We start from the raw sequence: 25283 nt of genomic DNA, 5'->3' as shown, positions 1-25283 counted from the left end.
CCGGGTCACGGCGTCCCCCGGGGCGTCGGCTGGGCACCGACGCCAGGGACGCGAACCCCTCGGTCACCGGGTCGGCGGTCCGCCGCGGGGTCGGAGACACCGTCGGAGGGGAGGCCACCTCGCCGGCCCACGAGCTCCACCAGCAGCCCGGCGACGACCCCCAGGGCAGCCGCCACGGCCATCCCCTGCGCGGTCGGCTCCAGCAGGAGCACGTCGGTCCGGACGGTGGGGAGCGCGACGGCGCCCGCCGAGAGGCCGGCCATGGTCCCGATCAGGGCCACCCTCCGCGGCGTGAGCGGGCGGGCCAGCACGACCAGCGTCCACAGCGCGACGACGAGGACGACGACGGTCGCCGTCGTCCTCCCCTCGGCAACCCCCGCGCCGGGGTCGAGCCAGCGGGTGGCTGCGTATCCGGTGTAGGCGGCAGCACCGATGACGATCCCGATGGGCACGGAGAACCGGAGCACCCGGCTGAGGAAGCCCGGCACGTACCGGCGGCGGTTCGGGGCCAGTGCGAGGAAGAAGCCGGGGACGCCGATGGTGAGCGTGGAGATGAGCGTCAGCTGCACCGGCGCCAGCGGGTAGGCCACCAGGGTCACCACGGTGACCAAGGCCAGCACGAGGCTGTAGACGTTCTTGACCAGGAAGAGGTTCGCCGCCCGCTCGATGTTGGCGATCACCCGCCGCCCCTCGGCGACGGCGTGCGGCAGGTGGGCGAAGCGCCCGTCGAGCAGCACCAGCTGCGCGACCGCCCGCGTGGCCGGGGCGCCGGTCCCCATGGCCACCCCGATGTCGGCGTCCTTGAGCGCCAGCGCGTCGTTCACGCCGTCCCCCGTCATGGCCACGACGTGCCCGCGGGCCTGCAGGGCCCGCACCATCGCGCGCTTCTGGTGCGGGGTGACCCGGCCGAAGACGCTCCCGGCCTCGACCGCGGCGCCCAGCTCCTCCGGGTCGTCCGGCAGCGACCGGGCGTCGACGGCATCGCCGGCGCCCGCGATCCCGGGCACGCCCACCGCCGCGGCCACGGCGCCCACCGTCCGCGGGTTGTCCCCGGAGATGACCTTGAGGGCGACCCCCTGCTCGGTGAAGTACCGCAGCACCTCGGCGGCGTCCTCCCGGATCCGCTCGGCCAGCACCACGAGCGCCTCGGGCACCAGCGCACCGGGCAGGTCGGGCTCGGCCGCGTCGCCGGACCAGGGCTGCGGGGACCGGGCCAGCAGCAGCACCCGGCGGCCCTCGGCGGCCAGGGCGTCGGCCCGCGCCCGCGCCTGCTCCTGCGCGGGCCCGGCGGGCGCCGGCAGCACCATCTCCGGCGCGCCCAGCACCCAGCTGGTCCCCGTCGCCGTGCGGACCGCCGACCACTTGCGCGCCGAGGAGAACGGCACCGCGTCCGCTCTCGCCTGACCGCCGGTGTCGGAGAAGACGGCCGCCAGGGCGCGAGCCGTGGCGTTGCCGCCGTCGGCATCGGCGAGCAGCGCCAGCGCGGCGGGCGCCGCGGCGCCGTCCGCGAGCGGCTCGAGGCGGTCGAACGCGACGTCGCCGTGGGTGAGCGTGCCGGTCTTGTCCAGGCAGACGACGTCGACGCGGGCCAGCCCCTCCACCGCCGGCAGCTCCTGCACCAAAACCTGGCGCCGGGCCAGGCCGAGCGTCGCCACCAGGAACGCCAGCGTGGTCAGCAGGACCAGGCCCTCCGGGATCATGCCGACCATCGCGCCGACCGTGCCGGTGACCGCGTCGCGCCAGTCGACGTTGTCCTCGGCGCGGAACTGGCTCCACAGCACCAGCGGGCCGACGACGAGCAGCCCGGCCGCGATCCAGCGCAGGATGCGGTTCGTCCCGTCCTGCAGCTCCGACCGCGCCCGGGTGAAGACCCGCGCCTCGGCCGCCAGCCGCGCGGCGTAGGCCTGCTCCCCCACCGCGGTGGCCTGCATCCGCCCGGCGCCGGCCAGCACCACCGACCCGGACAGCAGCTGGTCACCCGCCCCCTTGGCGACCGCGTCGGCCTCGCCGGTGAGCAGCGACTCGTCGACGGAGAGACCGGCGCCGTCACGCAGCACCCCGTCGACCGGCACCTGGTCGCCCGCCCGCACGACCAGCAGGTCGTCGAGGACGACCTGCTCGACCGCCACCTCCTCCTCCCGGCCGTCGCGCACCGGACGGGCACGCGGCGCGCTCAGCACGGCGAGGCGGTCCAGGGTCCGCTTGGCACGCACCTCCTGGACGATGCCGATGGCCGCGTTGGCCACCACCACGCCCCCGAAGAGCGTGTTCTGCCAGCGGCCCGCGAGTGCCGACACCACCCACAGGACCGCCAGCAGGGCGTTGAAGAACGTGAAGACGTTGGCCCGCAGGATCTGCGTCAGCGTGCGGCTGGTCCGCGCAGCGCCGGCATTGACCGCGCCGGTGCCGACCCGGTGCGCGACCTCGGCGGCGGTGAGCCCGGTCGGGCGGGTGACGGGCTCTTCCCCGGCCCGCACGGGCACGGGACCGGGGTGGGACACCGGGCCATCCTGGCCCGGCGGTCCCCTCGCCGGCCGGGTCCGAAGGCCCCGTTTCCTGAGACCTCGGCCACGACCGGCCCGCGGCCGGGGTCCGCGTCCCCGGGACGTTCGGCGCGCGGGAGGTGACGTGGGCCCCGGGTGGGGACCGCCGGCGCCGCCGAGGCTGGACCGTGCAGCCGCACCGAGGAGCCCTCATGGCACCGCACGCCGACCCCACCCACCCCCGCTCCCCGCCCGACCGTGGCGGAGGCGCTGGAGACCGCGGTCGACCTGGCGCGGCTGGCTCCCTCGGTGCACAACACCCAGCCCTGGCGGTTCGTGCTGCACGGCGACCGGCTGGAGCTCCGCGCCGACCGCGGCCGTCAGCTGGCGGTGCTCGATCCGGTGGGGCGGGCCCTCACCGAGAGCGTCGGCGCCGCCCTGGCCAACGCACGGGTCGCCCTCGCCGCGTCGGGGTGGGCCACCGCGGTGCGGCGGTGCCCCGATCCGCGTGATCCCGATCTGCTGGCGGTGCTCGCTCCGGTCGAGGGCGCCGTGGACGCCGCCCTCACCGCGCTCGCCGGAGCCGTCCCGGACCGCCGGACGAACCGGCGCGCCTTCACCGCGGCCGAGCTGCCCGACGAGCTGCTGGGCGAGCTGGTCGCCGTCGCCGCGGAGGAGGGCGTCCAGCTGATCCCCGTCCGGTCCGCGGACCACCGGCGGCTCGTGGCAGCGCTCACCCAGCGGGCGGACGCCCTGCAGAACGCCGATCCGGCGTACCGCGCGGAGCTGCGCCGCTGGACCACCAGGTCACCCGACAGCGGGGACGGCGTGCCCCCGGCGGTCGTGCCGCACGTCGACGGCCTGCAGCACGACGACCTCCCGCTCCGCGACTTCGACAGCACGGGCACCGGTGAACTGCCGCCGGAGACCCGCTCGACCTCCGGTCAGACGCTGGTCCTGCTCGCCACCCCGCTCGACGACCGGGCGGCCTGGTTGAGCGCCGGCGAGGCGCTGGAGCGGCTGCTCCTGGTGCTGACGCTGCACGGCTGGGCCGCCAGCCCGCTGAGCTCGGCGGTGGAGGTGCCCGTCACCCGCACGCAGCTCCGGTCGGCCCTGACCTGGGACGCCCATCCGCAGATGCTGCTCCGCATCGGCCGGGCGGCGCCCACGCCCGCTCCTCCGCACCGCCTGCGCGACGACGTCGTGGAGAGCGGCACCCGCCGGCCCGGCCTGCACGTCCCGCACGAGCCCCTGGAGCAACCGGATCCGGCGCTCCTCCCCGACGCGGGGGCACCCGCCTCCCGGCCGGTTCCCGACGGCCGGGGTGGGACCACCTGGGCGTGAGGCGGGGCACCCTCCGCGCGGGTCAGGTCGACGCGGCAGCGGCCGGCTGCGCCGCCGGCTTCCCCGCCCGACGGGTGCGCTCCGGGTGCACGACCATGACCGGGCACGGCGCGTGCACGACGACGTGCAGCGCCACCGAGCCCAGCAGCATGCCGGCGATCCGGCTGCGGCTGTGGCTGCCCACCACGAGCAGCGCCGCGCCGTCGGCCACACGGGTCAGCACCTCCCCCGGGGCGCCGTCCTCCAGCCTCAGCCGCGCCGTCGTCCCGGGGCCCAGCACCTCGGCGACGATCTGCTCGGCGCGCTCCTCGAGCTGCGCGCGGGCCTCGGCGGCGGGGGGCAGGTACACGGCGTGCACCTCGCTCCAGTAGGCCACCGGCTGCTGTGCGGCGACGACCTCGAGCTCGGCGCCCAGCACCTGCGCCTCCCGCGCTGCCCGCGCCAGCGCCGCCCGCGCCGTCGCCGAGTCGTCGATCCCGACGACGACGCGGGGCGGGGGCTGCACCACCCCGGGGTGCACGACGACCACCGGGACCGGCGCGTGCGCCACGCAGTGCAGGGCGACCGACCCCAGGAGCGTGCTGCGGACGCCGCCCCGGCCGCGGCTGCCCACGACCAGCAGCTGCGCGCCCTCGGCCTCGGCGACGAGGTGCTCCGCCGCCGCGCCGCCGACCACGGTGACCTCGGTGCTCAACGCGGAGATCCCGGGGACGGCGGCGACCGCCGCATCCCGGAGCGCCTCGTCCACCGCGTCCAGCACCAGGCGCGCCGTGTCCGCCCGGACCTCGTCCAGCCGGCGGCTGTCGACCAGGTAGGGGTCGGCCCAGTAGTAGTCCACCGGGTAGGCGCTCACCAGCTCCACGGTCGCGCCCGCCCGGGCCGCCGCGGCCAGCGCCCAGACGAGGGCCGCGCGCGCCCCGGGGGACCCGTCCACGCCCACGACCCACCGCGCCGGACCGCCGTCCGCGTCGCCGTGCCCGTCGGCCTCCGCAGGCGTCCGCTCCGTCGTCACGTCGTCCTCGGCTCTCCGCCCGGACACGCGCCGGGCCTCGGACCCGAGCCTGCGTCCGGACGGCCGGGGGCGGACGAGGGCCGACGTCCCGGCCGGCGGTGACCTTCGGCCCGCCCGGCTGTGCCCTCTAGCCGCCGCACCGGTGGTCCGGGGCACCTAGCGTCGCCGTGGAGCCGGCCGGATCGTCGACCCGAGGTGACCGATGCCCCTGTCCCTGGCGCAGCGCGCCCTGCTGACCGCCGGCGTGGGTGCCTCGGCTGCGCAGCTGCTGCACGCCACCCGGAACTGGGGTGCCAGCTCCGGGGAGGTGTCCCGCGTCCTCCCCGGCGACGAGCTCGTCCCCGGCCCGGTCGAGCGGACCACCCTGGCGGTGACCGTCGAGGCGCCCTCCCGAGGCGGTCTGGCCGTGGCTGGTCCAGATCGGCCAGGACCGCGGCGGCATGTACAGCTACGACCGGCTGGAGAACCTGCTCGGCCTGGACATCCACTCCACCGACGAGATCCGCGAGGAGTGGCAGCACCTGGCCGCCGGTGACCGCGTCGTCGTCGTGCCCGAGGGGTACCGGGCGATCCCGGCCGGCTACTCCTTCCCCGTGGCCGAGGTGGTGCCCGGGCGGGCGCTGGTGCTGCGCCAGGCTCCGCCGGAGCACCCGTGGGACGCCGTGTGGTCCTTCCACCTGCTACCGCACGGTCCCGGCCGGTGCCGGCTGCTCTCCCGGTCGGTCGCGCGTCGACCGCGGGGCGTCGGCCTCCGCGTGGCGAACCGGGTGATGGAGCCGGTCACGCTCGTCATGACCCGCCGGATGCTGCGCGGCATCGCCGAGCGCGCCCAGCGGCGCTGACGCCCCGCCGCGGCGCCGGGCTCCCTTGACCGCTCACGCGGCGCGGTGCCACCGTCACCAGCAGCGGCCGGAGCCGCCGTCCAAGGTGGCCCCGGTGGCCTCCGTGCGAGCGGACGGGACGGAGCGATGCCGGGACACGGGCCGGGCGACCGGCCGGGAGACAGGTCGTCGAGCCATGACCTGCTGGCCGGGATGCGGCTGGTGGAGCTGCTCAACGAGGTGCAGGAGCGGCTGCGGGCGGTGGCCCGCACGCAGGAGCGGGTCCAGGGGCTGCTCGACGCGTTCCTCAGCGTGTCCACCGGCCTGGACCTCGACTCGACGCTGCGGCGGATCGTGGAGTCCGCGATCGGCCTCGTCGACGCCCGGTACGGCGCGCTGGGGGTCCTCGGCACCCAGGGCGGCCTGTCCGCCTTCGTCCACGCCGGGATGGACGCCGAGGCGGTCGCGTCGATGCCGCACCTGCCGGAGGGCAAGGGCGTGCTGGGTCAGGTCATCGCGGAGCCCTACCCGCTGCGGATCGACGACCTCTCCACGCACCCGTCGCGTCCGTGGGCTTCCCCGAGGGCCACCCGCCGATGCGCAGCTTCCTCGGCGTCCCGGTCCTCGTGCGCGGGGCGGTCTACGGCAACCTCTACCTGACCGAGAAGCGCGGCGGCCCCTTCACCGCGGAGGACGAGGCCGTGCTCACCGCGCTCGCCGGGGCGGCGGGCATCGCCATCGACAACGCGCGCCTGTTCGAGGCGGGCGAGCTGCGGCGGCGGTGGTCGGTGGCCGCCGGCGACGTCCGCGAACGGCTGCTCGGGGACGTGCCGCCCGAGGAGGCGCTGGACCTCATCGTCGACCGCGTGCGGGAGCTGACCGGAGCCGACGCGGCCTGGATGCTCATGGGGCCCGACCCCCAGGACTCGCGGTACACGGTGCGCGCCCAGGCCGGAGCCGACCTCGAGGACGCCGCGGGCGCCCGGCTCCTCCCGTCGGAGGCCCCGCTGCTGGCCGCGGTGGCCGAGACGCAGGGCGTGGTGGTCCTGGACATGAGCGGGGTGGCCTACGACGGCCCCAACGCGCACATCGGCTGGGGCCCCTGCATCGCCGTCCAGCTGCGGGCCGCGGGTGCGCTCCTGGTCGCCGCCAGGCGGGCCGGTGGCGAGGCGTTCGACCCCGCGCTGGCCCCCCTCGTGGGCACGTTCGGCGACCAGATGGCCGTGGCCCTCGACCTGGCCGACCAGCAGCGCACGGCCCGCCGGCTGGACGTCTTCGAGGACCGTGACCGGATCGCGCAGGACCTCCACGACCTCGTCATCCAGCGCGTGTTCGCCGCGGGCCTGAGCCTGCAGTCGGTGCTGCCGCGGGTGACCGACGCGCAGGCCCAGCAGAGGATCCGTGCGGTGATCGAGCAACTGGACGGCACCGTGCGGGACATCCGGACGACGATCTTCGACCTGCACACCACCGAGGACGCCGACGCCGGCAGCAGCCTCCGGCGGCGCGTCCTCGACGTCGTCACCGAGACGGCGGGCGACCTCTCCCCCACCGTGCGCATGTCGGGGCCGGTGGACAGCCTGGTCGGCGGTGACCTCGCCGCCGACGTCGAGGCGGTCACCCGCGAGGCGGTGAGCAACGCCGCCCGGCACTCCGGCGCCCAGCACGTCACCGTCACCCTGGAGGTGACCGACCGGGTGGTGCTGGAGGTCCTGGACGACGGCCGCGGCATCGATGCGCGGGCGCCCCGCAGCGGGCTGCGCAACCTCAGCGACCGCGCCGTCCGGCGCAGCGGCGGCGCCACCGTCGAGGCTCGGCCGGAGGGCGGCACGCGGCTCCGGTGGTGGGCCCCGCTCGGGTGAGCGCCGGATCCGAGCCGCGGGGTCAGCGCTCCGGGATCAGCGCTCCGGGGTCAGCGCTCCGGGCGGGCCGGGCCCCCGGTGCCCCGGAGCTCCGTGGCCAGGACCGCCGCCTGGGTGCGCCGCTCCAGCCCCAGCTTGGCCAGCAGGTGGGAGACGTAGTTCTTCACGGTCTTCTCGGCCAGGTACATCCGCTCGCCGATCTGCCGGTTGGTCAGCCCCTCCCCGATGAGCTCCAGCACGGTGCGCTCCTGCTCGCTGAGCTTCGCCAGCGGCCCCGCGGGCTCAGCAGCCCGCCGCATCCGCTCGAGCACGGCCGTCGTCGCCGTCGGGTCCAGCAGGGAACCGCCCGCCGCCACGGTCCGCACGCCGTTGACCAGGTCCTGGCCCAGGATCTGCTTGAGCAGGTAGCCCGAGGCGCCGGCCATGATCGCCTCGAACAACGCCTCGTCGTCGCTGTAGCTGGTCAGCATGATGACCTTGAGCTCCGGCACGAGGGAGCGGACGTCCCGGCAGACGGTGACGCCGTCGCCGTCGGGCAGCCGCACGTCGAGGATCGCGACGTCCGGCCGCAGCGCGGGGATGCGGGCGACCGCCTCCTTGGCGTTCTTTGCCTCGCCGACGACGGTGATCGCGGGGTCGCTCTCGAGCAGGTCGGCGACACCGCGCCGGACGATCTCGTGGTCGTCCAGGAGGAAGACCCGGATGGCCCCCACCGCCGCGCCGTCGTCCGTCGTCCCCACGGGATCCGCTCCGTCCCTGCCACCGTCCCTGCGCCCGAGGTTAGGCGTCCGACGGTGCACCGCACGCAGAGTCGAAGGTCCCGTCCTCGGCTCCTCCCGGCGCGACCACCGGCCCCGGGTGGCGGCGGCCTCGGCCTCTCCCGGGCCGGGGTCCGCGGCCGCCACGGTGGGCGCATGACCGAACCCCGCAGGCAGGTCCTCGTCGCCTTCGCGACCGCGTCCGGGTCCACCCGCGAGATCGCCGAACGCATCGGCGGGCGGCTCCGGGCGGTCGCGGACGTGGCGATGCTCCCGGCCGGGCCCGGGGTGGAGCTCGACCGGTTCGACGCGTTCGTGATCGGGAGCGCGGTGCACGACATGGCCTGGCTGCCCCCGGCCCGCGGGCTCGCCCAACGCCTCGCACCGGTGGTGCGGGGGCGCCCGGTCTGGTTCTTCAGCGTGGCCGGGATCGACCCGCGCGGCCGCAGACCCGGACGTGGATGGCGCACCAGGAGGCCGCGCGCGTCGCCCGGGGGCTGCCCGGCGAGCTGCACCCGCGCGACCACCGGCTGTTCGGCGGCGTGGTCCGGATGGACGGGGTTCCCCTGTGGGGACGGCTCTTCTACCGCCTCGCCCGCCAGCACCCCGGCGACCAGCGCGACTGGCCCGCGATCGACGCGTGGGCCGACGAGGTCGCCGGTGCCCTCGCGTCGTCGCCGCTCGATGCCGGCTCCCGGTGAACAGCTCCCGCGGGGTCCGGTGGCCACCGGGACGGCGGGCATTGCCGAGGTCGGGCCGCTCCGGTGAGATCGGGCGATGGACGCCGTCGCAACCCGGCCCGAGCTCCCCTCCGACGCCACCGGCCCGCTGTCCGGGGACGAACTCGCCCGCCTCGACGCCTGGTGGCGGGCCGCCAACTACCTCTCGGTCGGGCAGATCTACCTCATGGGCAACCCGCTGCTTCGGGAACCCCTGCGGCCGGAGCACATCAAGCCCCGGCTGCTCGGCCACTGGGGCACCACCCCCGGGCTGAACTTCGTGCACGCCCACCTCAACCGCGCCATCACCGCGCGCGACCTGGACATGATCTACGTGATGGGCCCCGGGCACGGCGGGCCCGGCCCGGTCGCCGCCGCCTGGCTGGAGGGCACGTACAGCCACTACTACCCGGACGTCTCGCAGGACGAGGCGGGGATGCGCCGGCTGTTCACCCAGTTCTCCTTCCCGGGCGGGGTCCCCAGCCACGTCGCCCCGGAGACCCCGGGCTCCATCCACGAGGGCGGTGAGCTCGGCTACGCCCTCGTGCACGCCTACGGGGCGGCGTTCGACAACCCCGACCTCGTGGTCGCCGCGGTCGTCGGCGACGGCGAGGCCGAGACCGGGCCGCTGGCGGCGAGCTGGCACTCGAACAAGTTCGCCGACCCGGCCACCGACGGCGCGGTGCTGCCGATCCTGCACCTCAACGGCTACAAGATCGCGAACCCGACCGTGCTGGCCCGCATCCCGCGCGAGGAACTCCTCGAGCTGCTGCGCGGCTACGGGCACACGCCCTACCTGGTGGAGGGCGACGACCCCGCCACCATGCACCAGCAGTTCGCCGCCACCCTCGACCGCTGCCTCGACGAGATCGCCGCGATCCAGCGGAGGGCGCGGGTCGACGGCGTCACCGTCCGGCCGCGGTGGCCGATGATCGTGCTGGCCTCCCCCAAGGGCTGGACCGGCCCGGAGGTCGTCGACGGCGTCCAGGTCGAGGGCACCTGGCGGGCGCACCAGGTGCCGTTCACCAACGCCCGGGACGACGACGGCCACCGCGCCGTCCTCGAGCAGTGGCTGCGCAGCTACCGGCCGGAGGAGCTCTTCGACGACGACGGCGCGCCGGTGCCCGCCGTCCGGGACCTGCACCCCGCGCACGACCGCCGGATGAGCGCCAACCCGCACGCCAACGGGGGCAAGCTCCTCTCCCCGCTGCGCATGCCCGACTTCCGCGACCAGGCCGTGCCGGTCGCGGCGCCGGGCACGGGGGCGGTCGAGTCCACCCGCGTCCTGGGGCGCTTCCTGCGCGAGGTCATGCGCGAGAACATGACGACCTTCCGGGTGTTCTCACCGGACGAGAACAACTCCAACCGGCTCGGCGACGTCCTCGACGTCACCGACCGGGCCTGGATGGCGCAGCGGCTGCCCGGGGACGACCACCTCGCCCCCGGCGGGCGGGTCATGGAGGTGCTGTCGGAGCACCTGTGCCAGGGCTGGCTGGAGGGGTACCTGCTCACCGGCCGGCACGGCTTCTTCTCCTGCTACGAGGCGTTCATCCACGTCGTCGACTCGATGTTCAACCAGCACGCCAAGTGGCTGAAGACGACGAACGGCATCCCGTGGCGGCGGCCGATCGCCTCGCTCAACTACCTGCTCACCTCGCACGTCTGGCGGCAGGACCACAACGGCTTCTCCCACCAGGACCCCGGCTTCATCGACCACGTCGTCAACAAGAAGTCCGACGTCATCCGGGTCTACCTGCCCCCGGACGCCAACACGCTGCTGTCGGTCGCCGACCACTGCCTGCGCACCCGGCAGTACGTCAACGTGATCGTCGCCGGCAAGCAGCCGGCGCTGCAGTACCTGGACGTCGACGCCGCGGTCGCGCACTGCACGAAGGGCATCGGCATCTGGGAGTGGGCGAGCACCGACGCCGGCGCCGAGCCCGACGTCGTGCTCGGCTGCGCCGGTGACATCCCGACGATGGAGACGCTGGCCGCCGTCGAGATCCTCCGCGGGTTCTTCCCCGACCTGCGCATCCGCCTCGTCAACGTCGTCGACCTCATGCGGCTGCAGGACGACCGCGAGCACCCGCACGGGCTCTCCGACCGCGAGTTCGACGCCTACTTCACCCGCGACAAGCCGGTGATCTTCGCTTACCACGGCTATCCGTGGCTGATCCACCGGCTGACCTACCGGCGCACCAACCACGACAACTTCCACGTGCGCGGCTACGTCGAGGAGGGCACCACGACGACCCCGTTCGACATCTGCGTGATGAACCGCATCGACCGCTACGACCTGGCCATCGACGTCATCGACCGGGTGCCGCGGCTGCGCGCCGTGGGCGCGCACGCCCGCGACCGGCTGCGCGACATGATCACCGAGCACCGCCAGTACGTCCGGACCCACGGCGAGGACCTGCCCGAGATCCGGAACTGGCAGTGGTCGGGGCAGCCCGGCCCCACGACGACGGGCCCGGACCCGCTGCACGAGCCGGAGGCGGGATGAGGGTCCTCGTCGTCAACGCCGGCTCCAGCAGTCTCAAGCTCACCCGCCTGGACGACGACGGCGCGGTGACCGCGGCGACGACGGTAGAGCGCTGGCGCGGCGAGGGGCACCTGGACCCGCTGACGGAGTTCCTCGGGTCGTGCGGCGAGGTGGACGCCGTCGGGCACCGGGTCGTGCACGGCGGCCCCCGGCACACCGGGCCCGCGGTCGTCGACGACCTGCTCGTGGCCTCCCTGTACTCGATCGCGCACCTGGCTCCGCTGCACCAGCCGCGCGCGCTGGCCGGCGTCCGGTCCGTGCGCGAGCTGCTCCCCGGCGTGCCGGCGGTGGCCTGCTTCGACACGTCCTTCCACGCCACGATCCCGGCCGCGGCGGCCACCTACGCGGTGCCGCACGAGTGGAACGAGCGCTGGGGGCTGCGGCGGTACGGCTTCCACGGGCTGTCCCACGCCTACGCCGTCCGCCGGGGCGCGGAGCTGGTGGGCCGGCCGGTCGAGGAGCTGCGCGTCGTCTCCTGCCACCTGGGCGCGGGGGCGTCGCTGGCCGCCGTCCGCGGCGGGGTCTCGGTGGACACCACGATGGGCTTCACCCCGCTGGCCGGGCTGGTGATGAACACCCGGCCGGGCACGCTGGACCCCGGGCTGCTGCTCTGGCTGCTCGAGCACGGCGACGTGCCCGAACCGGAGCTGGCCGACGTGCTGGAGCACCACGCGGGCCTCAAGGGCCTGTCCGGGACGGAGTCCGGCGACCTCCGCGACGTCCTGGCCGGCCGGGACGCCGGGGATGCGCGCTGCGCCCTGGCCGTCGACGTCTACCTGCACCGGCTGTACCGCGAGATCGCGGCCATGACCGCCGCCACCGGCGGGCTGGACCTGCTCCTGTTCACCGGCGGCGTCGGCGAGCACGCGTGGCAGGTGCGGCAGGCGGTCGCGGACGCGCTGGGGCACGTCGGTGTCGCCGTCGACGCCGACCGGAACATCGCCGCCACGGCCGACGCCGACATCGGTGCGGACGGCGCCGCCGCCCGCACCGTCGTCGTCACGGCGCGCGAGGACCTCGAGATCCGCCAGCAGGTGCTCGACGCGCTGGGTGCCGCCCCTGCTGGTTCCGGTCGAGGCCGTGCTGCCGGGTGAGGAGCGCCCGCTCGCCGGCGGGCTTCACCGGTACCCGCCGTCGAGGCGGAGCACCGCACCCGTGCAGTACGACGACGCCGCACCGGCGAGGAACAGGGCGGCACCCACGACCTCGCCGGGCTCCCCCGCGCGCTCCAGGGCGATCGTCTTCCGAGCCCGCTCGGCGAAGGCGTCGAGGTCCCAGGCGGTGGAGATGTCGGTGAGGAACGGGCCGGCCTGGATGGCGTTGACCCGCACCGTGGGGCCGAAGGCGTGCGCGAACCCCTCGGTGAGGGTGTTCAGCCCGGCCTTCGCCGCGGCGTAGGGCAGCTCGGCCGGCGTCGGGCGGATCGCGGCGACGGACGACACGTTGATGATCGAGCCCCCCGCGCCGGCCGCCATCCGGGTGCCGACCAGCGCGGTGAGCCGGAACGGCCCCTTGAGGTTGACCGCCACCACCTTGTCCCAGAGCGCCTCGCCCACCAGGTCCAGGCTCGGGTACAGCGGCGAGAGCCCGGCGTTGTTGACCAGGACGTCGACCCGGCCGAACTCCGCGTAGGCCCGCTCGACGAGGGCGTCGCACTGGTCCCAGGAGCTGACGTTGCACGCGACCGGCAGCGCCCGGACCCCGTGCTCCTCGGCGATCTCGCGGGCCGCCGTCGCGCAGGCCTCGAGCTTGCGGCTGGCGATCACCACGTCGGCGCCGTGCGCGGCGAACGCGCCGGCCATGGCCCGGCCCAGGCCGCGGCTCCCACCGGTCACGAGGGCGACCTTGCCCGTCAGGTCGAACAGCGGGTCGGTCACCGGATCAGCGTCCGGGCCTGGGCGAACAGAGCCAGGGTGTGCGCGTGCAGCTGGTCGCCGACCGCCACCGGGGCCAGGCCGGCGCAGGCGCGGGCGTGGGTCCCCTCCAGCACGATGCCGAGCTTGAAGCAGGCCAGCACCCGGTACCAGGTGATCGCGGAGAGGTCGCGGCTGCTGTGCTCGGCGTAGCAGGCGACCAGCTCGTCCGGCGTCGCCAGCCCGCCGGCCGCGGCGAGCGCCGAGGGGCGCTGCGAGCCGGGGGCGCCGTCCTGCGCCGGCCACGTCGCGAGCAGCCAGCCGAGGTCGAGCAGCGGATCCCCGACCGTGACCATCTCCCAGTCGACGACGGCGGCCACCTCCGGGCCGGTGCGGGAGAACAGCAGGTTGGCCAGGTGGAAGTCGCCGTGCACGAGGCCGGGACGGGCCGCCGGCGGACGGTGCCGCTCCAGCCAGCGGGCCACCTCGCCGACGCCGGGGATCTCGGGGCCCGGGTAGCCGTCGAGCGCGGCGTAGGAGTCCAGCTCGCGCAGCCACCGGCCCACCTGCCGCTCGAGGAACCCCTCGGGGTGCCCGAGGTCGCCCAGCCCGAGGGCCTCGTGGTCGATCTCGCCGAGGACCGCCGCGGCACGGGCGGCGCTGCGGCCCATCGCGGCCCGCAGCGCCGGGTCGCCGGCGTGCGGCTCCGGCAGCTCGACGGTCGCGTTGAATCCGTCGACGTCCTCCATGAGGTAGAAGACGGCCCCGCCGAGAACGCCGGGGTCCGCGCACGCCGCGATGACGGCGGGGACGGGCACGGGGGTGGACGCGAGTGCTGCCAGCACCCGCATCTCCCGGACCAGCGCGTCGTTGCTGCGCGGGCGGAGGTGCCGGGGCGGGCGGCGGAGCACGTACCGACGTCCGCCCCGCCGCACCCGCAGCATCACGTTCTGGGTCCCGCCGGGGATCGGGTCGAACTGGCCGAACTCGCCCCTCGGCAGGCCCTGGTCGTCCATCCAGCGCCCGAGGGCGGCGACGTCCACCAGCGCCGGGTCGACGTCGCCCGGCGTCGTGGTCACGCGTCCCTCGCCGTGCCGGCGCCCTGCCGTCGGGCGTTCGCCGTCCTGCGCCGGCCGGCGAGCGCGTAGGCGGCCACGACGACGACCACCCCGGCGCCCATCCCGGCGAGCGTCCAGCGCAGCCCGAGGAAGTCGGCGAGCAGCCCCAGCGGGAGGGCGGCGATGCCGAAGGCGCCGAAGCTCAGCATGACCAGGCCCTGCACCCGCCCCTGGAACTCCGGATCGGTCAGGTCGAGCAGCTGCGACTGGTTGCTGGTCTGGAAGGCGAGCATCGCCCCGCCGACGACGAGCAGCACGACGACGGCGACGTAGGCGGTCGGCGCCACGGCGAGCGAGCAGATGGCCAGGCCGAAGAGGGCGCCCGCGCCCACGAAGACCCGCCGGCGCCGCACCCACGCGCCACGCCGCCCGAGGAGGAGACCCGCCGCGACACCACCGACGGCGGAGGTCGCGGACAGCACCCCGTAGCCGGCCGACCCCAGGTCGAACAGGTCGCTGGCGATGGTCGGCATGAACGCCAGGTACGGCATCCCGAGCATGGTGACGCCGACGCCGCACCACACCAGGGCGTTCAGCTCGCGGTGCCGGTGCACGTAGCGGACGCCGTCGGCCAGCTCGCCCAGCGGGGAGCGGCCCGACGGCTCCCCCGGCCGCCCGGCCGGCAGCGCGGCGGTCAGCATCAGGCCGACGACCGCCAGACCGGCGCTGACGAGGAAGACCGCCTGGATGCCCCAGGCGACCGAACCGATGACCACTCCGGCCAGCGCGGGCCCGGCCACCCGGTTCACCTCGGCGTTGACCATCAGCAGGGAGACGGCCGCGGGCATCGACCCGCGCGGGACCAGCTCGGCGAGGAAGGCCATCCGGCCCGGGCCGAAGAGCGCGAACCCCGCCGCCTGCAGCACGCTGGCCACCAGCAGCATCCAGTAGGCGATGACGTCGAAGACGACGGCCAGCCCGATGCCGGCGCTCGACACCGCCAGCAGCAGCACCGAGAGCTGCAGCACCATCCGCTTCGGCAACCGGTCGGCGGCCACGCCGCCCCACGGGGTCGCCAGCAGCAGGGCCACGCCGAACGCCAGCAGGATCCCGCCCAGGGCGGCGTTCGACCCGGTCAGCTCGAAGGCGAGCCAGCCGCGGGCGATCGCCTGCGCCATGACGCCCAGGAAGACCGCCGCGGAGTTGAGGTACAGCACCAGGAAGCCGCCGAGCCGCAGGATCGCCATCCCGCCGAGCACCGCAGGCTCCGGTGGGAACGGGTGGGAGCGCCTCGCCCGGCACCGGAACCGCCGGCACCGGGACCTCGGGTGACAGGACCGGCCCGTCGACGTGGCGGACGGCTTCCCCGCTCATGGCCCTCCTCGACCGGCGCCCGCGCGCGGCAGCCGGCACCTCGGCGGCGTCGGGGCGTGTCTCCGCACCCTGCCACACCGGACGCCCCGGGAGGCCTGCTCCACCGTGAGCGTCCGCCGTCTGGTCGGGCCCCGGCCCATCGGGCAGGCTGGCGGCGACCCGCCCGGTGGCGGGCAGCGGCAGGACGGAGATCCAGCATGTGGGCGCAGGCGCTGAGCGGGCCCTTCCGGTTCGAGCAGGTCGAGGTCCCGGCCCCCGATCCCGCGACCCTGCCCCCGCGGCACGTGCTGCTGGCCACCCGCGCCGGCGCCATCTGCGGCAGCGACCTGCCGAACGTCCGCGGCGGCCTGTGGCCGCACCCGGCCGCCGAGGACGGGTGGGGCGCCACGCGGGCCCCCGGCTTCCCGCTGCACGAGATCGTCGGGGAGGTCGTCGTCAGCCGGCACCCCGACCACTCCCCAGGCGACCTCGTCGTCGGCTGGGCGTCCATGTTCGACGGCATCGCCGAGCTGGTGGTCACCGACGGCGACGGCCTGGCCGGCTACGACGCCGGGCTGCCGGCCACCACCGCCGTGATGCTGCAGCCCCTGGCGTGCGTGCTCTACGCCGTCGAGCAGCTCGGCGACGCCTCGGGGCAGTCGGTGGCCGTCATCGGGCAGGGGCCCATCGGCCTGCTGTTCAGCCACGTCCTCAAGGCCCGCGGTGCGCGGCGCGTCACGGGCGTGGACCCGGTGGACCGCGCCGACGTCGCCGCGCTGTTCGGCGTGGACGAGACGGTCACCGCCCGCGCCGAGCGGTGGGCGGGGCGGCTGTCGGACGCCGACCGGCCGTCGGTCGTCGTGGAAGCGGTCGGCCACCAGATCTCCACGCTGGCGCCGGCCCTGGGCGCCGTCGCGTTCGGCGGGCAGGTCTTCTACTTCGGCGTCCCCGACGACCCGGTCTACCCGTTCGACATGATGACCTTCCTGCGCAAGAACCTGACCCTGCGCTCGGGCGTCGCCCTGGAGCGGCGGCGCGTGCTGGCCGACGCCGACCGCTACCTGGCCGAGCACCCGGAGCTGCGGGAGGGCTACGTCACCGCCGTCCACCCGGTCGGCGACGTGGAGGCGGCCTTCGGCGCGGCGCTCACCCCGCGCCCCGGGCAGCTGAAGATCGCGCTGGACATGGCCTGACCGGGCCTCCGGGTCAGCTCAGCCGGTAGCTCCAGCGGTACGTGCCGGGGCCGATCCGGTGCGGGGCGCTGACGTCCGGTCCGACCGGGCCCGAGCCGACGCCCCGGTGCCGGGCGTCGATCCAGAGGTAGGCGGAGTCGCGGGCCGGCAGGTCCTCCAGGTGGCCGGCGGCCGCCAGCTCCTCGTCGGTCCAGCGGCTCACCGTCACGTCCAGGTCGTCGAGCCCGTCCACGGTGAGGACGACGCGGTCGTCGGCGTCCAGGAAGCGCAGCACGCGCACCCCGGTGCGGTTGCCGCTGGCCTGCGGGTGCACGTAGGGCACGGGCCAGTCGTCGACCGCCGTGCGCCAGCGCCCGAACAGCGCGCCGGCCCGGCGGTCGGAGTAGTTCTCGTGCGGGCCGCGACCCAGCCAGTCCACCGCGACGACGCCCCGCGGCAGCTCGAGGCGGACCCCGACGCGCGGGATGTCGTCCCAGTCGTCGGGCACGGTCACCTCGTGGGTGACCCGGTCGCCGTCGGTCTCCGTCCGCAGCTCGACCCGCTCGTGCGCCGAGGGCAGCCCCAGCCGCTCCCACCGCTCGGCGTGCCGCGGCCCGTAGGTCTCGTTGTCGATCGGCGCCCGCCACAGCGCGAGCCGGGTCGGCAGGCTCACCGTCGGACCGGCGCCTGGCGGCTCCGCCTCCTCCGAGCGCGCCAGCTCGATCTGCCAGGACGCGACCGTGCCGACTCGCAGCGCCAGGTGCGCGACCTGGCGTCCGCGCAGCCGCAGCGGCGGGACGGGCACCCGGACGTCGCCGTGCGCACCGGGTGCCAGCGGAACGCGGCCGAACGTGCCGGCCGCGACCTGCTCGCCGTCGACGGTGACCGACCAGTCGACGTCGGCGACGTCGGCCAGGTCGGTGACGTCGTGCTTGTTGGTCAGCCGGACGCCCCCTCCCCCGGTCCAGGCGAAGCCCACCGGCTGCAGGACGTGCGCGAGCTCCAACAGGGCCGGGTGCGGGGTGCGGTCGGCGGCGACCACCCCGTTGAGGCAGAACGGGCCGTCGTGCGGGGTGTCGCCGAAGTCGCCCCCGTAGGCGAGCCGCTCGGTGCCGTCGGGCATCCGCTGCACGAGGGCCTGGTCGACCCAGTCCCAGACGAACCCGCCCTGCAGGCCGGGGTGCGCCTCGATCGCCGCCCAGTACCGGTCGAGGTCGCCTCCGGAGTTGTTCATGGCGTGCGCGTACTCGCACATGATCAGCGGCCGCTCGGGCAGCGCGACCGTCGTCGCCCACTCCTCCAGGTCCTCGATCGCGGGGTACATCGGCGGGACGACGTCGGTCTCCCGCCGCGGGGTGCGCCACGACTCCGGCGGGGTCAGCCCGCCGGCGAGCGCCGCCTCGAGGTAGCCGTTCTCGTAGTGCACGGGACGGGTGGGGTCGTAGGCCCGCAGCCACGCGGCGGCGTCCAGGATCGGCGCCCAGCCGCTCTCGTTGCCCAGCGACCACATCACGACGCACGGGTGGTTCTTGTCGCGCAGCGCCATGCGGGTGATCCGCTCCAGCACCGCCGGGCCCCACTCGCTCCCGGCGAGCAGGGAGCGCAGGTAGGCGTGCGTCTCCAGGTTCGCCTCGTCGACGACGTACATGCCGAGCTCGTCGCAGACGTCGTAGAGGTAGGGGTCGTTCGGGTAGTGCGACGTCCGCACCGCGTTGAGGTTGTGCGCCTTCATCAGCTCGACGTCCCGGCGCATCGCCGCCCGGCTGACCGTCTTGCCCGTCCGCGGGTCGTGGTCGTGCCGGTTGACGCCCTTGATCAGCACGGCCCGGCCGTTGACCAGCAGCTCGTGGCCGCGCACCTCGACCCGGCGGAACCCGACGCGCAGCCGCACCGCGTCCAGCACCGCGCCGTCGTCGTCCACCAGCTCGACCCGGAGCTCGTGCAGGTGCGGGTGCTCGGCCGACCACGCCGCCACGCCGGGGACCTCGGCGGAGACCGTCGCCCCGCGGCCGGTGAAGCGGTAGGCGTTGGTGGCGACGTCCGTCCGGTGCTCCCAGCGGGCGCGCGCCTCGCCCACCGGCTCGCCGTCCAGCAGCACCCGGAGCCGCGCCCCGTCGCTGCGCGCCTCGCCGGTGGTGGCGTGCACGGTGAGCAGACCGGTGCCGGTGGCGGGGTCGCGGTCGGCGACGGCGCGGACGTCGACGAGGTGCACCTGCGGGGTGCGGTAGAGCAGCACCGAGCGGTGCAGACCGGCGTGGTACCAGTGGTCCTGGTCCTCCAGGTAGCTGGCCGCCGACCAGCGGACGACGGTGAGCACCAGCTCGGACGGCCGGCCCGGGGTGAGCAGACCCGTGAGGTCGAACTCCTGGCCGAGACGGGAGTCGGTGCCCATGCCGACCGCCCGGCCGTCGAGCTCCACGTAGAGGACGGAGTCGGCACCGCCCACGTGCAGGACGACCCGCGATCCGGCCCAGTCCGCGGGGAGCTCGACCTGCCGGCGGTAGACGCCGGTGGGGTTGTCGGCCGGGACGCGCGGCGGAGGGCCCGGGAACGGCATCTGGATGTTCGTGTACTGCGGCCCGTCCCCGACGTCCTGCATGGTCCAGCAGCCCGGCACCTGCACGGTCGCCTCGGTGCGGACGGCCCCGCCGGGGCGGTCGAGCAGCGTGAACGACCACGTCCCGTCGAGGGACAGCACGTCGGCGCCCTCGCGGAGGAACGTCGTCATCGGGAGCCGGTTCAGCTGCACCGCCTCGGGCCGCGTCCAGGAGCGCGTCTCGAGCATGCGCGGGAGCCTAGGTGCCCGGCGGCTGTTCCGACGCGTGCAGGCCGAGCACCTCGCGGGCGAGCTCGGCCAGCGCCGCCTTGTCCTCGGCCAGGGCGGCCCGGCCGGCGTCCGTGGCGCGGTACAGCCGCCGGGTGCGGCCGTCGACGACCAGCTGCCGGGAGGTGAGCAGCCCGTCGGCCTCCAGCCGGTGCAGGGTCGGGTAGAGCGTCCCGGGGCTGATCCGGTAGCCGTGCCGCGCCAGCTCCTCGGCCATCCAGGCGCCGTGGATCTCCTCCTCGGCGGCGTGGTGCAGGACGTGGATGCGCATCGCGCCCCGCTGGAACTCCCGCACGCCGCCCTCCTGTCCACGCCGTCGGCCCCGGTCCGGCAAGGGTAGGGCCGCTCAGCCCGGGGTCAGCCGCAGGCGGGCGGCCCGGTAGGCGACGCCCACGAGGACGACGGCGGCACCGCCGAGGACCGCCGACAACGGCAGCGTGGCCGCCAGCACCAGGCAGCCCAGCAGCCCGAGCACCTGCAGCGGGCGGGGGAAGCGGCGGTGCGCGCGGTCCTGGGTGAAGGCCGCGGCGTTCGCGACGCCGTAGTAGAGCAGCACGCCGAACGAGGAGAAGCCGATCGCGCTCCGCAGGTCGACGGTGAGCACGAGCAGGCAGACCAGCGCGGCCAGGGCCACCTCCGCGCGGTGCGGGACGGCGAAGCGCGGGTGCACGGCGGCCAGCACGCGCGGCAGGTCGCCCTCGCGCGCCATCGCCAGGCCGGTGCGCCCCACGCCGGCGATCAGCGCCAGCAGCGCGCCCAGGGACGCCGCGGCTGCCCCGACGCGCACGACCGGCTCGGCCCAGGCCCAGCCGCTGCCCGCGACCGCCGTCGCCAGCGGTGCGGACGAGCCGGCCACGCCGTCCGGCCCGAGGACGGCGAGCAGGGCGACGGCCACCACCGCGTAGACGGCGACCGCGATGCCGAGCGCCAGCGGGATGGCCCGCGGGATGGTGCGCCGGGGGTCGCGCACCTCCTCGCCCATCGTGGCGATCCGCGCGTAGCCGGCGAAGGCGAAGAACAGCAGCCCGGCCGACTGGAGCAGGCCGTGGACCCCACCGTCAGGTGCTGCCCAGCCCGACAGCCGCCCGGGGTCCGGGTCCCCGCCGACGAGAGAGGCGGTGACCGCCACGGCCAGCGCGACCAGCACTCCGGTCACGATGACCCGCGTGAGACGCGCGGTGCGGGTGACGCCGCGGTAGTTCACCGTCACCAGGCCGACCACAGCCGCGACGGCCACCGGCCGCTCCCACCCCGCCGGGGCGGTGTAGGCGGCGAAGGTCAGCGCCATCGCCGCGCAGCTGGCGGTCTTGCCGACGACGAACGACCAGCCGGCGAGGAACCCCCACCAGGGCCCGAGCCGCTCGCGGCCGTAGACGTAGGTGCCGCCGGAGACCGGGTACTGCGCGGCCAGCTGGGCCGAGGCGGTCGCGTTGCAGTAGGCGACGACGGCGGCGAGCGCCAGGCCGACGAGCAGCCCGGCGCCGGCGGCCTGCGCGGCCGGGGAGAACGCGGCGAACACCCCGGCGCCGAGCATCGAGCCCAGGCCGATGACCACCGCGTCGGTGGTCCCCAGGCGCCGGGACAGCTCCGGTCCGGTGCCCACCGCTCCCCCTCACCGTCGGTCGCCGCTCCGCCCCGGATCGCCATCCCGTCCGGCGTGGCGATGTCGGGTCCCGATGTCGGTTCACGATACCGGTGACACCGGGCGGAGCGTGCCGGACGCTGAGGGCATCCACGGGGCTCGGCCGACCCGGAGCACAGCAGCTGCGCCGCCGGTCGCGCCGTCGCCTCCCCCCGTCCCCGCACCGGAGGATCGGCCGTGACCGCAGCCGAGCAGTACGCCAGCGTCCGCTACGTCGTCACCGACGTGCAGGCGGCGATCGACTTCTACACCCAGCACCTGGGCTTCACGCTCCGGATGGACGCCGCACCGGCCTTCGCCGACGTGGTCCGCGGCCCGCTGCGGCTGCTGCTCTCGGGGCCGGCCAGCTCCGGTGCCCGGGCGACCCCCGCGGACGCCGCCACCCCGGGCCGCAACCGCATCCACCTGGTCGTCGACGACCTCGACGCCGAGATCGCCCGGCTGCAGGGCGCGACCTTCCGCAGCGACCCGGTCTCGGGCCCCGGCGGCCGGCAGATCCTGCTCGCCGACCCCGACGGCAACCTGGTGGAGCTCTTCCAGGCAGCGCGGCACCCGGCCGCGGCCACCCCGTAGCCGCACGCCGCGGGCTGCCGCGCCGGCGGAACACCGCGCGCGTCGAGCGGTTGGAGGAGGTGACCGCCCGACTCCACGGCAGGAAGAGGTCATCCCCGTGACCACGCTGGGCATCCTCGGCGCCGGCAAGGTGGGCACCGTGCTCGCCCGCCTCGCGCGCGCGGCCGGGTACGACGTGCTGATCGCCGGCTCCGGCGACCCGGCGCGGATCGCGCTGACCGTCGAGGTGCTCGTCCCGGGCGCGGTCGCCACCACCGCGGCCGAGGCGGCGCTGAAGTCCGACGTCGTCGTCCTCGCGCTCCCGCTCGGCAAGCACCGGGCCCTCCCGGTCGACGCGCTTGCCGGGAAGCTGGTCGTCGACGCGATGAACTACTGGTGGGAGGTCGACGGCGTCCGCGAGGACCTCACCGACCCGCGCACCTCCACCAGCGAGATCGTGCAGGCGTTCCTGCCGGCGTCCCGCGTGGTGAAGGCGTTCAACCACATGGGCTACCACGACCTCGAGGGCGGGGCCCGCCCCGCCGGCGCACCCGACCGGAAGGCGATCGCGCTCGCCGGGGACGAGGCCGCCCACCTCGACGCGGTCGCCCGCATCGTCTCCGACCTGGGCTTCGACCCCGTCGTCGCCGGCCCCCTGGCCGACGGCGTGCGCCTCGAGCCGGGCACCGAGCCCTTCGGTGCCGACGTCGACGCCGCCGAGCTGCGCGCCATGATCGACCGGTTCCCCGCCTCCGAGCGCGGCCGCGAGGTGCTCGCCGCCCGCGGGTGACCCCTCGCGCGGTCGGCGGCCCGACGGCGACACGGGAGCGCATCCGGTTCTGACGAACGGCCCGTGCCGTGCCACCCTCGGGGGGCCGCCGTCCACCGGCGCAGCCTCGTGGCGAGAATCACCAGGAGCCCGGTGGAGCGCCCGCCGCCCGACGAACCAGCTGAGAGGGACATCCAGATGCAGAGAGCCGAGCCCGCGGAACTGTTCGACCTGCGCATGAGCGAGGAGGCCCAGCCGCTCTACGAGCGCGTGGTCCGCTTCCTCGAGGACGTGGTCGCACCCATGCAGGAGGAGTTCCACCGGCTCGGCGAGGGCCGCGCCGACCGGTGGTCGTACGCGCCGGGTCAGCTCGAGGCGCTGGAGGGCGCCAAGGACAAGGCCAAGGAAGCCGGCCTGTGGAACTTCTTCCTCCCCAACTCCGAGGTCGGCGGCCTGAGCAACCTCGACTACGCCTACATCGCCGTCGAGCTCGGCAAGTACCCGCTCGGCTCGGAGGCGCTGAACTGCTCGGCGCCCGACACCGGCAACATGGAGGTGCTCGAGCGCGTGGGCACCCCGGAGCAGAAGGCCCGCTGGCTGGAGCCGCTGCTCAACGGCGAGATCCGGTCGGCCTTCGCCATGACCGAGCCCGACGTCGGCAGCTCCGACGCCAAGAACGTCCGGCTGCAGGCCGTGCGCGACGGCGACGAGTACGTCCTCAACGGCGAGAAGTACTACATCTCCGGGGCCGGCGACCCGCGCTGCAAGATCATGATCGTCATGTGCCAGACGAACCCGGACGCGCCGGTGCACCAGCAGCAGTCGCAGATCCTGGTGCCGATGGACACCCCGGGCGTCCAGGTGATGGAGCCGATGGAGGTGTTCGGCCGCGACGACGCCCCGCACGGGCACATGCGGATCCGGTTCACCGACGTGCGCGTGCCGGTCGAGAACATCCTGCTCGGCGAGGGCCGTGGCTTCGAGATCAGCCAGGTGCGCCTGGGCCCGGGCCGCATCCACCACTGCATGCGCGCCATCGGCCAGGGCGAGAAGGCACTGGAGCTGATGGTCCGCCGCGGCAAGTTCCGCGAGGCGTTCGGCAAGCCGATCCTGAACCTCGGCAAGAACATGGAGACGGTGTCCCGCGCCCGCATCGAGCTCGACGCGTGCCGGCTCATGGTGCTCAAGGCCGCCAAGGCGATGGACGTGCTGGGCAACGCCCAGGCCCGCGTCTACGTCTCCGCGGTGAAGGCGATGGTCCCGGAGAAGGTCTGCCAGATCATCGACCAGGCCATCCAGATCCACGGCGCCACCGGCGTCTCCCAGTGGACGCCGCTGGCCGGCATGTACGCCAGCCAGCGCACCCTCCGCCTGGCCGACGGCCCCGACGAGGTGCACCACTTCGTGGTCGCCCGCGCCGAGGCCGGCCGCTACAACGAGCCGGCCCCGGGCCGCTCGGAGTCCCGCGGCGAGGGCGTGTTCGCCGGTCCGTGATGCCGCCGCCCGCTCCGCGGGCAGCACGGCCGAACGCAGCGGGGCCCGGTCACCACACGGTGACCGGGCCCCGTCCCGCATCCGGGAGGCGGCGCGCCTCAGCGGCGCAGGCCGCTGCGCAGCTCGTCCAGGGCCTGCGCCAGGCCGACCCGGGGCGACCAGCCCCACCCGTGCGCGCGGTCGGTGAGCAGCCGCCCGGTCCACGCCGGCTCGTCGGTCCACTCCGGCTCGACGCCGAGCGCCTCGGCCACCGTGCCGATGTAGTCGCGCAGCGTCGCCGGCTCGCCCGCCACGATCACCGGGGTGGTCGCCCCGGCCACCGGGCCCCGCGCGGGGGCGTCGGCGGTCGCGATCGCGCCGGAGGCGACGTCGGCGATGAACGCGGCCAGGTCGTCGACGTGCACCCACGACCAGGTCTGGTCGGGATTGGCCCGGCGGTCGCCGGCCCCGATCGCCCGCGGTCGCAGCGTGTTCCAGACCGACGTCTCGCCGGCGCCGAGGATCGCGGGCGGGCGGACCAGCACGACGGTCAGCCCGTCGATCTCCGCGAGGGCGGCGTCGGTGGCGTTCTTGCTGTCGGGGTAGGCCCCGCTGCCCTCGGGCGCGAGCGCGCCGTCCTCGGCCACGTCGCCGAGATCGGTCGAGCGGTCGTAGACCGCCGCGGTGGAGACGTGCACCAGCCGGGCGACGCCGGCGTCGCGAGCGGCGCGGGCGAGGACCGCCGTCCCCTCGGCGCCGACCCGGTGCTGCACCTCCCGGGAGGAGGCCATGGGGTGCACCGTGGTGACGACGGCGTCGGCGCCGCGGGTCACCTCGCGCGCGAAGGACGCGTCGGCGAAGTCGCCGACCGCCTCCTCCACGCCGTCGAGGGCGGGCGCACCGCCCGGCCGGCGGACGACGGCGCGCACGCGCGCTCCGCGGTCGGCGAGGGCCCGGCACACCGCGGTGCCCACCAGGCCGTTCGCACCGGTCACGACGACGACGGGGGTCTGCTCGGTCATGCCGCCACTGTGCCAGTGGCC

The 25283-nt window shown here is 75.5% G+C and carries 20 protein-coding genes and 2 pseudogenes; 12 read left to right on the top strand and 10 right to left on the bottom strand.

Annotated features, from left to right (window positions below; genetic code table 11):
* Positions 1 to 5: 5 nt before the first annotated feature.
* Positions 6 to 2501 (bottom strand): HAD-IC family P-type ATPase, encoded by a 2496-nt coding sequence (locus JKP76_RS14100; protein WP_200491613.1) that lies wholly within the window; start codon positions 2499 to 2501, stop codon positions 6 to 8.
* Between the two features lie 240 nt (positions 2502 to 2741).
* On the opposite strand from JKP76_RS14100, the gene JKP76_RS14095 reads away from it, so the two are divergent.
* Positions 2742 to 3827, top strand: a complete 1086-nt coding sequence (locus tag JKP76_RS14095) for an Acg family FMN-binding oxidoreductase (RefSeq protein WP_200491612.1) — start codon at positions 2742 to 2744, stop codon at positions 3825 to 3827.
* Positions 3828 to 3849: 22 nt separating this feature from the next.
* Here the strand turns inward: JKP76_RS14095 and JKP76_RS14090 are convergent, their stop codons facing one another.
* On the bottom strand, positions 3850 to 4839 hold the full coding sequence (locus JKP76_RS14090) for a universal stress protein (protein WP_200491611.1): 990 nt from the start codon (positions 4837 to 4839) through the stop codon (positions 3850 to 3852).
* Between the two features lie 440 nt (positions 4840 to 5279).
* Here JKP76_RS14090 and JKP76_RS14085 point away from each other — a divergent pair, with 440 nt between their 5' ends.
* From JKP76_RS14085 to JKP76_RS14075, 3 genes are all read left to right on the top strand, one after another.
* Entirely contained in the window at positions 5280 to 5681 is a 402-nt protein-coding gene (locus JKP76_RS14085; protein ID WP_200491610.1) for a hypothetical protein, read from the top strand.
* Positions 5682 to 5807: 126 nt separating this feature from the next.
* On the top strand, positions 5808 to 6320 hold the full coding sequence (locus JKP76_RS14080; protein WP_200491609.1) for a GAF domain-containing protein: 513 nt from the start codon (positions 5808 to 5810) through the stop codon (positions 6318 to 6320).
* Positions 6230 to 7522: a GAF domain-containing protein gene (locus JKP76_RS14075; protein WP_200491608.1), complete on the top strand. Its 1293-nt coding sequence runs from the start codon at positions 6230 to 6232 to the stop codon at positions 7520 to 7522. Before JKP76_RS14080 ends, JKP76_RS14075 begins: the two co-directional genes overlap by 91 nt.
* A 50-nt stretch (positions 7523 to 7572) precedes the next feature.
* On the opposite strand, the gene JKP76_RS14070 is transcribed toward JKP76_RS14075, so the two are convergent.
* A complete protein-coding gene (locus tag JKP76_RS14070; protein ID WP_309232991.1) occupies positions 7573 to 8262 on the bottom strand; it encodes a response regulator transcription factor in 690 nt (229 codons plus the stop codon).
* 174 nt (positions 8263 to 8436) lie between these two features.
* Between JKP76_RS14070 and JKP76_RS24115 the strand changes: the two are divergent.
* The 4 genes and pseudogenes from JKP76_RS24115 to JKP76_RS14055 all read left to right on the top strand — a co-directional run.
* A pseudogene (locus JKP76_RS24115) lies at positions 8437 to 8700 on the top strand (flavodoxin domain-containing protein); the annotation flags it as partial.
* A 41-nt stretch (positions 8701 to 8741) separates the two neighbouring features.
* Positions 8742 to 8981 (top strand): hypothetical protein, encoded by a 240-nt coding sequence (locus JKP76_RS21180; RefSeq protein WP_242471948.1) that lies wholly within the window; start codon positions 8742 to 8744, stop codon positions 8979 to 8981.
* A 76-nt stretch (positions 8982 to 9057) separates the two neighbouring features.
* The gene (locus JKP76_RS14060) at positions 9058 to 11505 is read left to right on the top strand and encodes a phosphoketolase (protein WP_200491606.1); all 2448 of its coding nucleotides are present in this window, start codon (positions 9058 to 9060) and stop codon (positions 11503 to 11505) included.
* On the top strand, positions 11502 to 12638 hold the full coding sequence (locus JKP76_RS14055; RefSeq protein WP_200491605.1) for an acetate/propionate family kinase: 1137 nt from the start codon (positions 11502 to 11504) through the stop codon (positions 12636 to 12638). The genes JKP76_RS14060 and JKP76_RS14055 overlap by 4 nt, the downstream gene beginning before the upstream one ends.
* Before the next feature lie 24 nt (positions 12639 to 12662).
* Here the strand turns inward: JKP76_RS14055 and JKP76_RS14050 are convergent, their stop codons facing one another.
* Genes JKP76_RS14050 through JKP76_RS14040 form a run of 3 tightly spaced genes read right to left on the bottom strand, consistent with a single transcriptional unit; the run spans position 12663 to position 15702 of the window.
* Positions 12663 to 13421, bottom strand: coding sequence for an SDR family oxidoreductase (locus tag JKP76_RS14050; RefSeq protein ID WP_309229723.1), 759 nt, complete (start codon positions 13419 to 13421; stop codon positions 12663 to 12665).
* A complete protein-coding gene (locus tag JKP76_RS14045; RefSeq protein WP_309229724.1) occupies positions 13418 to 14476 on the bottom strand; it encodes a phosphotransferase family protein in 1059 nt (352 codons plus the stop codon). Before JKP76_RS14045 ends, JKP76_RS14050 begins: the two co-directional genes overlap by 4 nt.
* Positions 14473 to 15702 (bottom strand): MFS transporter, encoded by a 1230-nt coding sequence (locus JKP76_RS14040; RefSeq protein WP_200491604.1) that lies wholly within the window; start codon positions 15700 to 15702, stop codon positions 14473 to 14475. Before JKP76_RS14040 ends, JKP76_RS14045 begins: the two co-directional genes overlap by 4 nt.
* 324 nt (positions 15703 to 16026) lie before the next feature.
* On the opposite strand from JKP76_RS14040, the gene JKP76_RS14035 reads away from it, so the two are divergent.
* Positions 16027 to 17001, top strand: coding sequence for a zinc-binding dehydrogenase (locus JKP76_RS14035; RefSeq protein ID WP_200491603.1), 975 nt, complete (start codon positions 16027 to 16029; stop codon positions 16999 to 17001).
* Positions 17002 to 17014: 13 nt separating this feature from the next.
* Here JKP76_RS14035 and JKP76_RS14030 read toward each other — a convergent pair whose 3' ends face one another.
* The 3 genes from JKP76_RS14030 to JKP76_RS14020 are packed head-to-tail and all read right to left on the bottom strand — an operon-like array spanning position 17015 to position 21407.
* Entirely contained in the window at positions 17015 to 19765 is a 2751-nt protein-coding gene (locus tag JKP76_RS14030; protein WP_200491602.1) for a glycoside hydrolase family 2 TIM barrel-domain containing protein, read from the bottom strand.
* Between the two features lie 10 nt (positions 19766 to 19775).
* Positions 19776 to 20099, bottom strand: coding sequence for a PadR family transcriptional regulator (locus JKP76_RS14025; RefSeq protein ID WP_200491601.1), 324 nt, complete (start codon positions 20097 to 20099; stop codon positions 19776 to 19778).
* A 51-nt stretch (positions 20100 to 20150) separates the two neighbouring features.
* Positions 20151 to 21407: an APC family permease gene (locus JKP76_RS14020; protein WP_200491600.1), complete on the bottom strand. Its 1257-nt coding sequence runs from the start codon at positions 21405 to 21407 to the stop codon at positions 20151 to 20153.
* Positions 21408 to 21623: 216 nt separating this feature from the next.
* Here JKP76_RS14020 and JKP76_RS14015 point away from each other — a divergent pair, with 216 nt between their 5' ends.
* The 3 genes and pseudogenes from JKP76_RS14015 to JKP76_RS14005 all read left to right on the top strand — a co-directional run bounded on the left by JKP76_RS14015 (position 21624) and on the right by JKP76_RS14005 (position 24261).
* Positions 21624 to 22019 (top strand): VOC family protein, encoded by a 396-nt coding sequence (locus JKP76_RS14015; RefSeq protein WP_200491599.1) that lies wholly within the window; start codon positions 21624 to 21626, stop codon positions 22017 to 22019.
* 88 nt (positions 22020 to 22107) lie between these two features.
* A pseudogene (locus tag JKP76_RS14010) lies at positions 22108 to 22788 on the top strand (NADPH-dependent F420 reductase); the annotation flags it as partial.
* A 177-nt stretch (positions 22789 to 22965) separates the two neighbouring features.
* Positions 22966 to 24261: an acyl-CoA dehydrogenase family protein gene (locus JKP76_RS14005; RefSeq protein ID WP_200491597.1), complete on the top strand. Its 1296-nt coding sequence runs from the start codon at positions 22966 to 22968 to the stop codon at positions 24259 to 24261.
* Positions 24262 to 24359: 98 nt separating this feature from the next.
* On the opposite strand, the gene JKP76_RS14000 is transcribed toward JKP76_RS14005, so the two are convergent.
* Positions 24360 to 25262, bottom strand: a complete 903-nt coding sequence (locus tag JKP76_RS14000; RefSeq protein WP_200491596.1) for an NAD(P)-dependent oxidoreductase — start codon at positions 25260 to 25262, stop codon at positions 24360 to 24362.
* Between the last annotated feature and the right edge of the window lie 21 nt (positions 25263 to 25283).

Source organism: Blastococcus sp. TML/C7B (genome assembly GCF_016612845.1).
Classification (GTDB): domain Bacteria; phylum Actinomycetota; class Actinomycetes; order Mycobacteriales; family Geodermatophilaceae; genus Blastococcus.
This window is presented reverse-complemented; position numbering and strand designations above follow the sequence as displayed.

Bases quoted from the DNA above. Each gene is read 5' to 3' on its own strand.
- JKP76_RS14055 (WP_200491605.1), top strand. From the start codon at position 11,502: ATGAGGGTCCTCGTCGTCAACGCCGGCTCCAGCAGTCTCAAGCTCACC.
- JKP76_RS14005 (WP_200491597.1), top strand. From the start codon at position 22,966: ATGCAGAGAGCCGAGCCCGCGGAACTGTTCGACCTGCGCATGAGCGAG.
- JKP76_RS14030 (WP_200491602.1), bottom strand. From the start codon at position 19,765: ATGCTCGAGACGCGCTCCTGGACGCGGCCCGAGGCGGTGCAGCTGAAC.
- JKP76_RS21180 (WP_242471948.1), top strand. From the start codon at position 8,742: ATGGCGCACCAGGAGGCCGCGCGCGTCGCCCGGGGGCTGCCCGGCGAG.
- JKP76_RS14060 (WP_200491606.1), top strand. From the start codon at position 9,058: ATGGACGCCGTCGCAACCCGGCCCGAGCTCCCCTCCGACGCCACCGGC.
- JKP76_RS14040 (WP_200491604.1), bottom strand. From the start codon at position 15,702: ATGGCGATCCTGCGGCTCGGCGGCTTCCTGGTGCTGTACCTCAACTCC.
- JKP76_RS14080 (WP_200491609.1), top strand. From the start codon at position 5,808: ATGCCGGGACACGGGCCGGGCGACCGGCCGGGAGACAGGTCGTCGAGC.
- JKP76_RS14035 (WP_200491603.1), top strand. From the start codon at position 16,027: ATGTGGGCGCAGGCGCTGAGCGGGCCCTTCCGGTTCGAGCAGGTCGAG.
- JKP76_RS14085 (WP_200491610.1), top strand. From the start codon at position 5,280: ATGTACAGCTACGACCGGCTGGAGAACCTGCTCGGCCTGGACATCCAC.
- JKP76_RS14000 (WP_200491596.1), bottom strand. From the start codon at position 25,262: ATGACCGAGCAGACCCCCGTCGTCGTCGTGACCGGTGCGAACGGCCTG.